10 protein-coding genes and 4 pseudogenes are annotated in these 14,832 nt (G+C 31.9%); 3 read left to right on the forward strand and 11 right to left on the reverse strand.

The genetic code is table 11. The features are described from left to right. Window positions 1-241: 241 nt before the first annotated feature. The 3 genes from MNO09_RS21855 to MNO09_RS21865 form a co-directional block, all read right to left on the reverse strand. Window positions 242-1,984, reverse strand: coding sequence for a methyl-accepting chemotaxis protein (locus MNO09_RS21855; RefSeq protein ID WP_000008936.1), 1,743 nt, complete (start codon window positions 1,982-1,984; stop codon window positions 242-244). Between the two features lie 221 nt (window positions 1,985-2,205). Continuing rightward, the gene (locus tag MNO09_RS21860) at window positions 2,206-3,027 is read right to left on the reverse strand and encodes a peptidoglycan-N-acetylglucosamine deacetylase (RefSeq protein ID WP_000694599.1); all 822 of its coding nucleotides are present in this window, start codon (window positions 3,025-3,027) and stop codon (window positions 2,206-2,208) included. Between the two features lie 134 nt (window positions 3,028-3,161). Next, the gene (locus MNO09_RS21865) at window positions 3,162-3,665 is read right to left on the reverse strand and encodes a DUF3902 family protein (RefSeq protein WP_000833556.1); all 504 of its coding nucleotides are present in this window, start codon (window positions 3,663-3,665) and stop codon (window positions 3,162-3,164) included. A gap of 660 nt (window positions 3,666-4,325) precedes the next feature. On the opposite strand from MNO09_RS21865, the gene MNO09_RS21870 reads away from it, so the two are divergent. After that, a complete protein-coding gene (locus tag MNO09_RS21870; protein ID WP_001059762.1) occupies window positions 4,326-4,880 on the forward strand; it encodes a helix-turn-helix domain-containing protein in 555 nt (184 codons plus the stop codon). 148 nt (window positions 4,881-5,028) lie between these two features. Here the strand turns inward: MNO09_RS21870 and MNO09_RS21875 are convergent, their stop codons facing one another. After that, window positions 5,029-6,456, reverse strand: coding sequence for an S-layer homology domain-containing protein (locus MNO09_RS21875; RefSeq protein WP_088107033.1), 1,428 nt, complete (start codon window positions 6,454-6,456; stop codon window positions 5,029-5,031). A 620-nt stretch (window positions 6,457-7,076) separates the two neighbouring features. On the opposite strand from MNO09_RS21875, the gene MNO09_RS21880 reads away from it, so the two are divergent. After that, window positions 7,077-8,825 (forward strand): S-layer homology domain-containing protein, encoded by a 1,749-nt coding sequence (locus MNO09_RS21880; protein ID WP_098098010.1) that lies wholly within the window; start codon window positions 7,077-7,079, stop codon window positions 8,823-8,825. Window positions 8,826-9,271: 446 nt separating this feature from the next. Here the strand turns inward: MNO09_RS21880 and MNO09_RS21885 are convergent. Further along, window positions 9,272-10,463: pseudogene (locus tag MNO09_RS21885) on the reverse strand (ribonuclease). 242 nt (window positions 10,464-10,705) lie between these two features. Between MNO09_RS21885 and MNO09_RS21890 the strand changes: the two are divergent. Then, a pseudogene (locus MNO09_RS21890) lies at window positions 10,706-10,813 on the forward strand (DUF4878 domain-containing protein); the annotation flags it as partial. A 43-nt stretch (window positions 10,814-10,856) separates the two neighbouring features. Here MNO09_RS21890 and MNO09_RS21895 read toward each other — a convergent pair. From MNO09_RS21895 to MNO09_RS21920, 6 genes and pseudogenes are all read right to left on the reverse strand, one after another. Continuing rightward, on the reverse strand, window positions 10,857-11,306 hold the full coding sequence (locus MNO09_RS21895; protein ID WP_001246772.1) for an SMI1/KNR4 family protein: 450 nt from the start codon (window positions 11,304-11,306) through the stop codon (window positions 10,857-10,859). Window positions 11,307-11,322: 16 nt separating this feature from the next. Beyond that, a pseudogene (locus MNO09_RS21900) lies at window positions 11,323-11,789 on the reverse strand (HNH endonuclease); the annotation flags it as partial. Window positions 11,790-12,125: 336 nt separating this feature from the next. Further along, window positions 12,126-12,383 (reverse strand): annotated as a pseudogene (locus MNO09_RS21905) (ankyrin repeat domain-containing protein); the annotation flags it as partial. A 101-nt stretch (window positions 12,384-12,484) separates the two neighbouring features. Further along, window positions 12,485-13,810 (reverse strand): bifunctional S-methyl-5'-thioadenosine deaminase/S-adenosylhomocysteine deaminase, encoded by a 1,326-nt coding sequence (locus tag MNO09_RS21910; RefSeq protein ID WP_002096723.1) that lies wholly within the window; start codon window positions 13,808-13,810, stop codon window positions 12,485-12,487. A 53-nt stretch (window positions 13,811-13,863) separates the two neighbouring features. Further along, on the reverse strand, window positions 13,864-14,223 hold the full coding sequence (locus MNO09_RS21915; RefSeq protein WP_000349591.1) for a YunG family protein: 360 nt from the start codon (window positions 14,221-14,223) through the stop codon (window positions 13,864-13,866). Between the two features lie 27 nt (window positions 14,224-14,250). Further along, window positions 14,251-14,694 carry a GNAT family N-acetyltransferase gene (locus MNO09_RS21920; RefSeq protein ID WP_000702237.1) on the reverse strand — a complete coding sequence of 148 codons (444 nt, stop codon included), beginning with the start codon at window positions 14,692-14,694 and terminating at the stop codon, window positions 14,251-14,253. Window positions 14,695-14,832 lie beyond the last annotated feature (138 nt).

The raw sequence follows: 14,832 nt of genomic DNA on the forward strand, positions 1-14,832 counted from the left end.
AGCTTTTTAGACAAGATAGTGGATACTATTTTATAAACAATAGCTTCTGTAAAATTTAATATTATTATATTATAAAGACATTTACTTACTCTAAATCATAAGTAAATGTCTTTTGATTAAAAGATAGTTATTTCTATTAATAACTCCCAGTGGGAAATCCAACAATATAATTAACTATTTAAATTTAACTGTTAATCAGACTTAAAAATTGCCCTATTTTAATAGCAATTTTTTATTATTCTTACATTATATTTGATTGCTCTTTGTCTTGCTTCTCGATAGTAAATTTTGAAACTAATGCTGACAATGCTTCTACTTTTTCTTTTATTTTGTTAGATTGATTCGATATCTCCTCGATTGATACTGCTTGTGATTGGATAGACTGTACAGTTTGAGTTGTTTCCTTAGCTACTTGCGTTGCAGTTTCAGAAACACTAGACATAGAGGCATTGACTTCTTCTGTACCCGCAGACATTTCTTCTGTCGCTGCAGATACTTCTTGAATTTGACTAGTGATTTTATTAATAGCCGACATAATAGATGAGAATGCTTGATCTGCTTTATTAGCTGTTTCTTTTCCTTCTGAAGCTTTTTGTTGGCCTTTTTGCATTGCAGTAACTGTATCTTTGGTATCTTGTTGAATGGCTTGTATTAAATGATTGATTTCATATGCAGATGTTTTAGACTGCTCAGCTAAATTTCCTACTTCCGTTGCCACTACTGCAAATCCTTTTCCGTTTTCTCCAGCACGTGCAGCTTCAATTGAGGCGTTCAAGGCAAGAAGATTTGTTTGTTCTGCAATATTAGTGATTGCATCCAGAGCTTTATCAATTTGCTGCGTACGTGTAACAAGTCTCTCTATTACTTTGGATGTTTCTTCAACAACCTCATGAATACTATTCATTTGAAGTATAGATTGTTTTATTACTTCACTACCAGAATTGACTTGTTCTGTTGTTGTGACAGCCACTTCTGTAACCGTTGCTGAAGATTCAGCTACTGTTTGAACGCCAGTTGCAATTTCTTCCATTGATGAGGAACTTTCTTGAATACTAGTAACTTGTCCTTCTATTTTTTTATCAACCTCAGATATAGTTTGAACAACCTCTCTTGATATATGAGATGCTCGTTTAGTATCTTGCAACATCCCATTGGTAGAAGAAATAACCTCTTGTGTTGTGTTTTTTACTTCTCCAATTAATTGTTGCAAGTTATCCAGCATACTATTAAAAGACTTCACAATGCTTCCCAATTCATTATTTGATTTATAAGAAGTACGTATCGTTAAGTCACCTTCAGATACTCGCTCCATATCCCTTTGTAATAATACAATTGGTTGTTTAATCGCACTTTTAATGATATAGCCAATAAAAATAACGATTGCGATTGCTATAATGGAGATACTAACAAACAGCATCATGGTATTTGTTGCACTGTCAGTATTATTTTTTTGTAATTGATCTGCATTATTATTATTAAATTGGATAAGTTCACGAATTGACTGAATTGACTTTTTCATATTGGGATCAACCTCTTTTAGGTAATAAGCATATGCTTCTTCATTATTAGATTGTCCCAAATCTTGCACTTTTTTCAGTTGTGTTCTTAAGTCTTTAAATATTGTATAAAATGTGTTATACAATTCCTTTTCTCTATTAGAACTAACTCTTGTCTCAAACTTCTTTAATAACTGATCAGTTTCTGTACGAGCTACATCTATTTCTGTTAAAAGTTCTTTTATTCGTTTTTCATCTTTTGATAGGATTGTTTCTTTTACATTCATATTGATAAGATAAAAATTAGACTCTATAGCTCCTATCCACTGAATTGGTAATAAACTATCTTCATACATAGTAGTAGAAGCATGTTCCCCTTTTTTAAGGCCCCAAAATCCTAGTATAGATAATATTATACACGAGACACTTGCTATAACTACCATTACGTTTAGTGTTGTTCCAATTTTACTGTTTTTTAAAAACGACAATTAAATCCACCTCATTGTTATATATTGATTAAATAATTAGATGTATAAAAATAAAATACACTTAATTACTTGTATACATTGAAAATACTATAATTTAACTTAAATAATAAATATAAATGGTTAAAAGAGCGTGTTGTTATATATTTAGGTCAACGCGCTCTTACATATATTTAAACCCTATATCATTTTCTTATTCTATTCATTTAACTCATAAAGCCTTTTTATATTTGGTTATCATGCCAGAAGTTTATTGAAAAATGATTATTCTCATCATAAGCTTCAAATTCATAACCTTTTTCTTTTAATCCCTTTATAATTGCTGGAACTGCCGAGACAGATTGTGGATGAATATCATGCATTAAAATAATTTCTTTTGAAGACGTCGCACCTGCTAAGACATTTTGAACAATTTTTGCGGCTGCTACATCAACGGGTAATTTATTGTATTTCCAATCTAAAGAATCAATTGTCCAATCCCATACTTTTAAATTATTTCCGACCACTTCATTTCGAAGTGATTCATTTAACCCGGGCATTGATCCATATGGTGGGCGTGTTAATTTCGGTGAGTTTCCAATAACATTTCTAATTAAAGATTGATCCTCTTTCATTTCCTTAACATATTGCTGATTGGTGTATAGCTTTTTAAAATCATGTGTCATACTATGCATGCCCACATAATGGTTCTCTACATGCTCTCGTTTCACTAAATCTGGGAACCTTTTCACATTGTCGCCAATTAAAAAGAATGTTGCTTTCACATTATTTCTTTTTAATATATCTAATAGGTTAGCTGTATATTTTCCTGGTCCATCATCAAATGTTAAATATGCAACTTTTCTTTCTTTACCATCAAAACGAGTAGGTATCAATTTTTTCAATTCATTTTTAGGTAGACTGCTCACTTGTTGAACACTGTTTACTTCTTCTGCATTTACCAGCTTAGGATTTGTAATAGATTGAAACATGTAATACCCTATTGCTACTAATGTAATAGCCAACAATACACTTATAATTCTTTTTTTCTTAAGTTTAATTTTCATATTATAATCTTCTTTCTATCCTATTATTTCACTTTATGTTGTTTAGTTATATTATCCTATTAGCTTATAAAGTTCTTTAACTTAACCAATGTCAATTTTGGATTACTTATTTTAATAATCTATATAGGTAAAAATTAGTGTCCTGCACTAGCATTCATGCCATTTCCTATGATAGTTAGAACCAAAGGATATAATACTGGTCCTAGGGTAAGGAAAATGTTCGAAATTACAATAAATGTATATAACAGGCTGTAATTTTGACTATTTTGATGTACAAATACTAGGATAACTAATGTTATTATAGTAATGAAATGTAGTGATAACATTATCAACCAATAATACATCATTATAGTAAGATTCGCCTTTCCTAATAGTTGGCATGTTATCCCTATTATTATTCCTAATACTGTAGCATTAAAGGAAATAAATAAAATCCTTTTTAGTATTCTAGGAAATGTTTTGTGATCCACCGTTTTATTATATAAGCCTATTAAAATGCCCAAAGATAGATATGCCAGTAATAGCCCTATCCAATCCCAGATCCAATCTTGACCTCCTATTAAAGTAAACAAAAGCGAAATGACGCCTCCTACTGCAAGAATCAAGGAGATCATAATGTTAGTTAAAGCTGATTTCATAATGTTTTCACTTCCTAAAAAATTTTATAATAAAGCATTGGTGTTTACTCATATGTTTTCATTTACTTATTAGAAATTCTTTTTAATTAACTGAGAATCTGTTTGATAGTATTCTTCCATTAATTTTTTTGGAATTATACTTCCTCCTGTTCCCTATACAATTTGTGTACCTTGATTCAATTTATGTTTTAAATCATTATTTTGTAAATAGTCTCCCCCCCACTTTATGCAATTTAATAAGTCTAATTATTCCTGCTAATGCTGATGGTTCTAGCTAAATATCCTCTTTACCCACTATTTCTTTTAATAGCTTATATAAATGATTATTACCAACTGTATATGCTCCACTTAAAAATGGTTCTATTGCTTTCCCTACAAACCCAGATGCTATTCCAAGTGTCAGCCCATCCGCTATTGCATTATTGTCAATCTCAAAATCTTATATAGAAATTCAATCATATAATCAGGTCATCATACTTAATAGTTCACATGGAAGAATAAGTATCAATCATGTCTCGTCTTATTTACTATTCTCACAACTATGCAGGTGCTTGAAAATTAATCATACTTTATTATAATTAAGTATATTAACAACATGTTTAGTATAAGTGAATAAAATTAATTTTAATTTTATTCACTTATTTAAAGGGGATTACGCATATGAACAATATTAATATCGGTGAAAAAATTATGGTATTTAGAAAAGGTGCCGGATTAACTAGTAAACGGTTAGCTGAATTAGCTGATATAACACCTTCCATGTTAAGTCAGATTGAGAAAGGAATCACGAATCCATCCTTACAAACACTAAAACTAATTTCTGCAGCATTAAATATTGCTTTATTTAATTTTTTCTTAGAAGATACCAATACAGAAGAATTAGTTGTAAGAGCTAATCAAAGAAAAAAAATAACTTTCCCTGAAAGCGGCAATGTTTCGTATGAGTTATTATCACCTAATTTAGAAGGATCACTGGAATTAGCTTTAATGAATCTGTTGCCTCAAACCGCTTCTTCTATGGAGCCTATGGCACATAAAGGTGAAGAAATAGCATTTGTTATGGAAGGACAAGTAAAACTATATCTAAATGATGAGGTTTTACTTCTTAATCCAGGTGATAGTGTGAAAATCCCACCATACGCAAAACATAAATGGGAAAACACTTCTTTACACAAAGTCACTGTTATATTTGGAGTAACCCCACCATCTTTTTAATTTCAAGTAATACCGCATAAAAGTTAGAGAAAATAATTCTCTAACTTTTTTGTATACATAACTATATTTAATAAAGTAAAAAACTTGTCTTATAATTATATGTCATTTAATTCTAAACGATTATGAGTAGTGAAAGAGACCTTTCTAATTACATACTTAATTTACTTTTTAATGTCCAGTATTTTTCTCCAGTAGCTTCAAAAGAGAATTCTACCCATCCATTTGGATCTTCACGATAAATAAAGATGTTTGTTCCAGGAGTTACTGTACCGACTTTATTTTCCTCGACTGCAACATCTGATTTACTTTTAATTTTTAAATGAAATGGATAAGGTACTTGGTAATAAGCAGTTGATGATACCACATTTGCTGTTGTCCCATCTTCATACATGTTATACGGAATGTTATTAGATAACGCTTCAACATCTAATGTTTCAGGATTCTTTGGTAATTTTTTTGCAGATGTATAGTCTTCCACACGGAACGGTTTAATACGTTCCATAATATTTGCAATTTTTCCAGCCCACCCTTTATCAGATGCATATTTTACGTTCATACCAACTAACGTTGGTCCGTTATAATGCATACCATCTTCTTCTAAATATCTTTCTCGCACATAATTGGCATTATAAGCAATACTGTCGCTGTATGTTGGTAAATATTTTGCATATTTAAACGGATCTCCATCATATGCACGTAATCCGAATAGATTATGTTTTTGATATGCAATTTCTGATTTTCCATATCCAGATTCTAAAATTGCATGAGCGGCTAAATATAGAGCATTTACACCATATTTATTTTGTGCGTTGATAAAGTCTTTCCCATGTCCAACTAATGGACTATCTGAATGGTATTCTGCAATAAAATTATCAATTTCTTGGGCTGTAATATTGGAAGCCATTATTAAATTTAAATCTTCATATGATGTAGCAGTAATAATCTCTTTTTCTTCTAAAACATTCTTTGGAGTTAGTTGCATCATATCAGTTTTAGCAGTAAGTTGAGCAGCTTCGGCGCGTGTTGTAGACCTATTTGGTTGCCAGCCGTTATCAGTCCCAACGGAGATTTTTAAGTCAATTAAAATATTGGCATATTTTTCTCCCCAATGCCCTTTTAAATCCTCAAATTTACTTTGGCCATTATCATGTGCTGTACTTTGTAGTTTATAAGCATTTACTAGCATCGTTGCCATGGCAGCGCGAGTTACTTTACCGGATGGATTGAAAATGCCATTCCCTTCTCCTTTAATGATGCCAGCTTTTTCAGCTGCAGCAATATAGGGAGTAGCCCAGTGGTCTTGAGAATCTGTAAAGGAAGGTTTGGCTTTGAAGTCAATTTGCATACCCAAAACCTTTGTCATAATAGTCGCTGCAGAAGCTCTGTCTAATGAATCATTTGACCCAAAAATCCCATCTGGATAGCCACTTAATACTTGTTTATCTACTAAATAATTAACAGACTGCTCTGCCCACTTTGGAACATCAGGAAATTTGTGAGTATCTGCAAATATATTAGATGAGTAGGATAGTAGACTTCCTGCAATAATTCCTGTAGCAATTAACTTGGATTTCATAAAATATTCTCCTTCTAAATCTTAATTTCTAGCCATTTTCATGCAATTAATTTATAACATTCCTTTATTAAGAAATAATAATAAATAATTGCAATGAATGTTGGTGATCTTATTGAATAATTAACTATATTGTTAATGGACAATCTTTATCCAACAGAGTATATAGAGAAAAGGTTTTCTATCAATATGTATCTTTTAAAAATTTTTAAGCATAACATACATTTGGTTCAACGATTTTAGTTACCTGTATATAAGTGTCAATGAACAAATATAAGTTTATATTCAACTTTTTTAATTAAATTCAAGTTAGTTTTTGTATACTTGTTAAACTAGTAAACAAACTTGAAAATCAATCTCAATTAATCTCGATTAATTATAGTTAAGTATACATTAATACGTCAACACCTTATTAATTTTTAGTAAATAAAATTAATTTACATTAATTTTTTGTGTAAATATAAAACATTTTTGTTAAATTTATTCATTGACACTCATGTATATAAGTAACTATAATCGTTACACCAAATTGAATAGATGTCAGCATCATCACAAACATATAAATATAAAAATAAAAAATCTCAATTTGGTAATACAATAGATTGGTAGAGGTGTATATTTTTATGAAGCGCAAATTAATCACAACAGGTCTTCTTGCGGGGGCTATATTATCCTATTCTTCTAGTATTTTTGCGGATACTCAAAAGTTTTCTGATGTTCCAAAGTGGGCAGAGCAATCTGTTAATTATTTAGTAGAAAAACAAGCTATATCAGGTTTACCAGATGGTACCTTTGGCTCAAACGCTATGTTAGATCGAGCTTCCGCCGCAACAATTATAACAAAAGCCTTAGGGATAAAAATTGATACAAAAGCCAAACCTTCTTTTACAGATACCCAAGACCACTGGGCTACTCCCTATATTGCTGCAGCTGAAAAAGCTGGCATCATTAAAGGCGAAGGAAATGGAATCTTCAATCCAACTGGAAAAGTTACACGTGTTGCTATGGCGACCATGCTAGTAAATGCTTATAAACTACAAAGTACAGCACATGATAATGGCCAAAGTAAATTTGAGGATTTAAAAGGGCATTGGGGAGAAAAATATGCCAATATTTTAATTGACTTAAAAATCTCCGTTGGGACTGATAACGGTTGGCAACCAAATAGAGTGATAACACGTGCTGAAGCCGCTCAACTTACTGCTAAAACGGATATGCTTTCTAAAGAAATAAAAGGTGTATTGAGAGAAAAAGTCAGCAGTAAAGATATGGATGTCAATAGTAAAGAGGTCGAGTTAATTTCAATAGAAAATCGATCTTTAATTACTGAGACAGCTATTTCAACACAAAATAATAAAGAACAAACTCTACTAAATCAACACAAAAAACGTTCTGGTAAAGTAACTGCTAAAACAGAAAAGTCTTTAATTATTTCCGATGGAGATTCAAGTTTAGATGCTATGGTTACTTCCCCTGAAATCCTTAAAGATATTCAAATTGGAGATACCGTTACTATTTATGCACCTATTTTTATAGATGGTCTTGTATTTGGTCAACCCGATACAGCTAAATATGCAATTGTTCAAAAAGAAAATGAAGACAACGTGCTAAAAAAACAATATAAAATGCACACTGGAAATGTAATCAATAAATCAAATGACGCTATTGAAATTTCTAATGAAGATTCGACTGTTAGTGCTATCGTTTCATCTGAAATCTTACAAGATATAAATATTGGAGATACTATTACTATTTATGGGGCATCTTTTATAAGTAATATGGCAACTGGTGAATTATCCGCTAAAGCTCCTATCATTGAAAAGTTGGCCAGTAAGACAGTTACTCCTAATACAAGTATGGATAAATCGAATTCTATATTAGAAGTCAATAAAAAAGAACAAAATGCTTTAAATCAGCACCAAAAGCGTTCAGGAAAAGTAACTGCTAAAACAGAAAAGTCTTTAATTATTTCCAATGGAAATTCAAGTTTAAGTGCTATGGTTACTTCCTCTGAAATCCTTAAAGATATTCAAATTGGAGATACCGTTACTATTTATGCACCTATTTTTATAGATGGTCTTGTATTTGGTCAACCTGATACAGCTAAATATGCAATTGTTCAAAAAGAAAATGAAGACAACGTGCTAAAAAAACAATATAAAATGCACACTGGAAATGTAATCAATAAATCAAATGACGCTATTGAAATTTCTAGTGGAGATTCGACTGTTAGTGCTATCGTTTCTCCTGAAGTCGTACAAGATATAAATATTGGAGATACCGTTACTATTTATGGGGCATATTTTATGAATAATATGGCAACTGGTGAATTATCTGCTAAAGCTCCTATCATCGAAAAGGTGGTAAAATAAGCAATAAGTTTCCAATGGGAAAATCTCCATACCAAATAAGTATATAGATGCTATTTCTCTAATATCTATAGTTGTGTTAGTTATTTAAAATTGATATGAATTTGCTTTGTCTAAAGCTAAAAACAAGAAGCTTCTTGTTTTTTGTATAAGTGAATTTGTTTATAATTATTTAAATGAAACATTTTATCCCCTATAAATCTATTTAGAATACTTTCATGGATATTTTATTATAAGCTAAGTAGTTTAAAGTTTCTTGTCCCTAGTTCAAAAAGTTTAGACTTTCATGTCACATTATTGAGACATGAAAGTCTAAACTTCATAAATGTCTTTTGTTACTTATGAATTAAATTAAATTTTAGTTGAACTTCACATTTAATTAGGTTTTATTGAGAACTAAAAAAGAGAGCATGGCTCTCTTTTTTATACTATTTACTATTTACTATTTACTATTTACTATTTAGTTTTGTTTCAAATTCAGTTAAATTAGTTGAAGCGTTATTAAACTTTTGTTCAGAAAGTTTAATGGATTTTCGTGCTTCTTTCATTCTGTCTTCCATTGGAGCTACACCTCGTATTCCTTGCAATATAGCATTTGCTGCATTTTCTCTATAATTTGCCGCAAGACCAAACTCTTCTCTAAATTTATTTATTTTTTCTTTTAGAACAGGGTCATTTATTTTATCAGAAGCATTAAAGTTGATATTCTCTTTTGATAATTCCCTGTACTTAGTTGATACAAGCTCCATTTGTTTTTGTAAAGTATTTTGGTCTACAGTTGCTGGAGTTTCCCCCTCTTTGTTGAAAACTGATTTAACTTCTTGATTCCATATATCATTAAACTCTTTTATCATGGAATCAATTTTAGGTTCAATTTCATTTTTGTATGTAACAGCATCCGTATTTGAAGCAGTTTGAGGCTGTTCTTGTTTAGTTGTAGTTCCTCCATAATGTTGATCTATATTGAATCGAATTTTATATTTTCGAGTTTTTGCAATTGTCATTTCTGGGCTTTGTCTATGGATTTCAAAAGTAAAATCAACCCAGTTTATAGCTTCAAAATTTGAGTCGTAGGCCTCATATATAACCCTATTGTCCTGTGCAAGTTCGGGTGTACCCTCTTGCGGACTCTCTATTTTCATAGTTGGATTTAACAAAACACTTTTCATAGGTTTATCTGGTGTTTTTTGATGTCCTTGATCAGTTGTGGCCTGCATCTTACTAGTCTCAAGAGTAAAAGTGGAATTTGATGTGTTCTCAATTGTAAAGGCTATACTAATAGAGCCAACATCCTTCCCGTTATAAATACCTTTCTTATTACTTAAAAATAGTTGGTTCATAGATACTTTAAGTCCGTCAAAGTTATCTTCGAATTTTGCATTATCATAAATTATGAAATGCTCATTATTTGTAGCATTATGACCATTAGGACTATATCTATAGGAACCCGCATTAGTAGTTGTATTTATTTCTTTTACTGGTACATCTTCTTTTGTATCTTTTTTCTGTTTATCGTTTGTTTTTTTTTGTACTCTCTTGCTTTGATTTTTCCGCTTCGCTAGCAATATCATTAGATTCACACGCTGTCATCCCCATAAATAAAGTACTACATGTTAAAGCTACTAATAATTTCTTATTCAAAATTCAATTCCTCCAGATATTCCAATGTAATATTTATTATAACAAATTTAGTTCCCTTTTTTTTAAAAAATATCCACTTGGTGTCTTAATATGAGGACAAAAAAATGGGTACTAAATGAACTGTATCCGTTAATAATTCAGCATTTTACACTCTAAGATTAGTTCCTACTTTCATGTCTTTTTACAACAGATATTGATTTTCTTGGATCCATGTTGTTTCCGTATCTCCAGTAATCTTGTTCAAAGCTCGTTCAGCTACAGTAACTGTTGATGCTTTATATAAAGGTAATCCTAAAAAAGTAAACGTAATTGAACTAGAGAAAACGGATGAAGGTTGGAAAATTAGTTAATTATAAAAAAACGGTCTAGAATTCTAGGCCGTTTTTTGTTTCCTCAATCTTCTTCAAAATCACGTAAACTAGCAAGCAATTCTGTAAATGTTGAGCAAACAGGATATATTGCTTCCTCTATGTTTTCCTCCTCATGCTCCCAAAATACTACTGTTGGTGATTTAGGATTGCTACGGTAATCAAAACACAGATGATTCCCAAATGAATCCTTACCAAAGGGATATACTTTATTTCCTAATCTATCTTTTATATCATCATAAACTTGAATAATTGAATTTCTACTTTCTAAATCAAAAGTTAAAAGCTTACTAAATACATTCTCATCCTGTCCAGGTACATCAAATATTTTTGGCCTTGGATAACCACTATCATAATGTTTTACACATTCTACAAAATCCATAGGGAATTTAATATTGAAATATTGTTCTACTTTCTGAATGTTTTCATCTGTAATTTCTTTTTTATTTACTCCAATCCAAGTAACGTTGCGCATATATCCCCCTCCTTACTTATCGCTGTATTTCCCAAATTTTATATCCGCCAGTGTGACCTGTTTTCCTATGTGTTTCATAATCAACGAGGTGCATTCGTCCTGCTTCTTGATGATGCCATGAATAATTTTCTGGTACCTCACCTAACTTAAATAACTCTATTTCTTCTTCTGTGAATTTTGCAGCTAACTTAGGGTCTTTCAGTATTTGTTCGTATAATGCTTTACTACATATTCTATCATGTGTCGGTCTAGAATTTTTAAAATCAGCTTCTTTTAATTTAACTTCAGAAATAGCTCTAAAAATAGGAAACCATCTAAATCATAACGAATGCCTGTAACAGGATGTTTGTCCCCCGCTAACTCACCCATTCTTAACCTTATTGTCTTCGGGCCATTTGGACCTTCATAGGTATATGGAGCTGCTTTCCGCAAATACTGTTGAATACTTCTGACTCCCGCATATGAAAGGTGATTTCCAGCTTTGACTATTATGTGGAATTGAAATCAACATTGTAGTAATAGGTAGTGGTGGTTGTTATTGTGCATTCTCTTTTTTGACCTACGTTTGAGCTTCCTACAGAGAAGAGTTTTTTGTTGTGGCTTTCTTAGTATGCCGAAAACTTACGTACTATTGCTCTTGTAACATTAGACAGGTTTTCTATTCTCTAAAATAGAAAACCTGTCTAATGTTATTCATAGTCTTTTAATTCAGGAATTTAAACGAATTACAGTTTACTATAATCTAATTAGGTATATATAATTAGACTTTTCTTCACATCAAATCACTACCTACTGCATTAAACATTCAGCAATTTCTGTTTATCCAAATTCTATGGCGTATTCATAGGCATTCATGTTCTTAAGACTCTCTCTTGTATATCTAATTGAAACATCTATACCTTTTCCAACGAGAAACTCAACTACATTTTTATGCCCACCGTAAATGGCTCCAAATAAAGGGTTTCTTTTTGCTAAGCTCACATCTAATTCTGAACCGGCCTCTATTAAATACTTTACTATGTTCAAGCGGCCTGCTCCTGCTGCCAAATTTAATGCAGAAGAATCAAAGGTATCTCCCAAAGCTGTGCCTCTTACAATATTTTTTTAGCACTCACCATAAAAAAGTTCAGACACAAAAACAGGCTATGGAGAAGACCTTCTCCACAGCCTGAAAATACCTATCTTTGTAAACCTCGTTTATAACGACTCGCTTCAAATATAATACGCTCTTCATCTAACGTTTTACATTCACCATTCCAAACGACACGTTTTCCGTTAATAATTACATCGCTTATATCTTTTCCACTAGCGGCATATACAAGGTGTGATAACACTTCATCTGCTGGTTGTAAATGCGGCTTATTAGACGGATCAATCGTAATAAAATCGGCACACTTTCCAACCTCAAGTGATCCTGTTTGTTTCATGCCGATTACTTCAGCAGCTCCTTTAGTCGCAAGTGTAAGAGCCGTTTCAACTGGTAATGCTGTTGCATCTTGATGAATACCTTTTTGTAGTAAAGTCGCTATACGCATTTCTTCAAACATATCTAAATTGTTATTAGATGCCACACTATCTGTTGCAATTCCTACTTTCACTCCTGCTTCTAGCATCGCTTTTACATTCGCTATACCAGAACCTAGTTTTAAATTACTATTCGGGTTATGAGCTACTCGAACATCATGTTCTGCTAAAAATGCACGCTCATTTTCATTTAATACTACACCGTGTGCAATAACTGTTGGGCGTTTAAATAAACCGCAACTTGCTGCATATTCTACTGGACGTTTTCCGTACTGTGTTTCAATATCACGTACTTCACGCTCTGTTTCCGAAAGATGAATATGAACCATCGTTTGATTTTCTACTGCAATACGAGCACACTCTTCTAACAGTTCTGTAGAACATGTATATGGACTATGCGGCGCAACCATCGTAGTTAACATACCACTTTCGTTATAGTAACGCTTCACATATTTTTCAGCTTCTTCAATCGCTTTCTTCTCATCGTCCTTCGTTCCGAAGCTAAATAAAGTTCTTGAAACAGCAGCTCGCACCCCACTCTTTGATACCGTTTCCATAATTGCATCTTGATCTACTCCAATTGGATTAAACATATCAGAGAATGATGTTGTACCACTTTTCACCATTTCAAGTAATCCTAATTCCGTACTAGCAACCGCAAGCTCTGGCGTAAACTGACTTTCAAGTGGCCAAATTCTCGTCTCCAGCCACGGTTGTAATAACATATCGTCTCCAATCCCTCTTAAGAGACTCATTACAACGTGTGTATGTGTATTTACAAGCCCTGGTAAAACCCACTTTCCTTTCATATCAATTACTTCATCTACTTCAAAATTATCAGCAAATTCTCCGCTCTTTACATCTATAATTTGATCATTTTCTACAATGATATATCCATTTTCTATCACTTCGTTTTGTTCATTCATCGTTACGATTGTAGCGTTTACATAAGTTGTTTTCAAAAGTATTTCCCCTTTCAACTCTATGAAGTTCCCTTTAATAAGTTACCACCATTATAGTAACTTATTAAAGATTAAGAGTCAAAAGATAATTTGAATTCTTTCATTATCTTTTCCTTCAAAATGCTATATTGTTTTTCATTTGTATCTGCAAATGCTTCTTCCCGATTTGATTTCTCATCCATATAATCCAATTCTCTATTGAATTGAGCCCCTGTAAAATCAAACCTCTTCCCATCTATACAGTTATAAAAGTGCCACACCTCTCCTATTTTTGTCTTCTTGATTTGCCCTCCGCATATATCTTGAATGACTAAAGCCGTTACACCACACTGTCCCTTTGCTGGATTTTCACTTGTCCACTTTGAACTCGTTTCAATCGACCACGATTTTATTAGTGCTTCATATATTCTTTTTCTCTTTATATGATCCATTTTCAGCTTCTCCTACTATTAATTGTTTTACACATCATATTTCAAAAGAGGCAGTAATCGCCCCTTAAAAACCGTTGATGGTGTTTCCCCGATTAACTTCGCTCCCATCTTCAAGTAAAACCCTTTTGCATTCGGGTCACTATCAATTGTAAAATTTTTTATCCCTAGTTCATTTGCTTTTTCTATTACATACTTCCAAAGTATTTTCCCGTATCCTTTCCCTTTGTAACGAGGATGAATATATAAAAAATCAAGAGCATTTTCATTACGTAAAAATGAAAAAAATCCAATCATCGTATTATCGTTTTCTAAAACATATACAAAATTATTTTTTATGTACTCATCGGTAATTGTTAAATCTTCCTTACAAGCAAGTATGAATTCTTCGCTATAGTTCCACGTTGCTTTTGAATGTAGTGCGAGTTCACTTAATTCATTTACTTCACTTAATAACGCTTTTCTTATCTTCATGATTCTTTCTCCTCACATTCAATATATAAACTCTTAAAATGATTCGAAAAGTAATTTAAAAAACCTCTTATTTCCGTAAATAAGAGATTACTTTTATAAATCTTTATTATAGGTAACAATTTTTTAAAAGAAAAAGAA

This window comes from Bacillus sp. N5-665 (assembly GCF_022637375.2).
GTDB classification, from domain to species: domain Bacteria; phylum Bacillota; class Bacilli; order Bacillales; family Bacillaceae_G; genus Bacillus_A; species Bacillus_A wiedmannii.

Excerpts from the sequence above, each read along its gene's own strand:
- MNO09_RS21915 (WP_000349591.1), bottom strand. The coding sequence starts at position 14,223 with ATGGATCATATAAAGAGAAAAAGAATATATGAAGCACTAATAAAATCG.
- MNO09_RS21920 (WP_000702237.1), bottom strand. The coding sequence starts at position 14,694 with ATGAAGATAAGAAAAGCGTTATTAAGTGAAGTAAATGAATTAAGTGAA.
- MNO09_RS21865 (WP_000833556.1), bottom strand. The coding sequence starts at position 3,665 with ATGAAATCAGCTTTAACTAACATTATGATCTCCTTGATTCTTGCAGTA.
- MNO09_RS21880 (WP_098098010.1), top strand. The coding sequence starts at position 7,077 with ATGAAGCGCAAATTAATCACAACAGGTCTTCTTGCGGGGGCTATATTA.
- MNO09_RS21895 (WP_001246772.1), bottom strand. The coding sequence starts at position 11,306 with ATGCGCAACGTTACTTGGATTGGAGTAAATAAAAAAGAAATTACAGAT.
- MNO09_RS21875 (WP_088107033.1), bottom strand. The coding sequence starts at position 6,456 with ATGAAATCCAAGTTAATTGCTACAGGAATTATTGCAGGAAGTCTACTA.
- MNO09_RS21860 (WP_000694599.1), bottom strand. The coding sequence starts at position 3,027 with ATGAAAATTAAACTTAAGAAAAAAAGAATTATAAGTGTATTGTTGGCT.
- MNO09_RS21870 (WP_001059762.1), top strand. The coding sequence starts at position 4,326 with ATGAACAATATTAATATCGGTGAAAAAATTATGGTATTTAGAAAAGGT.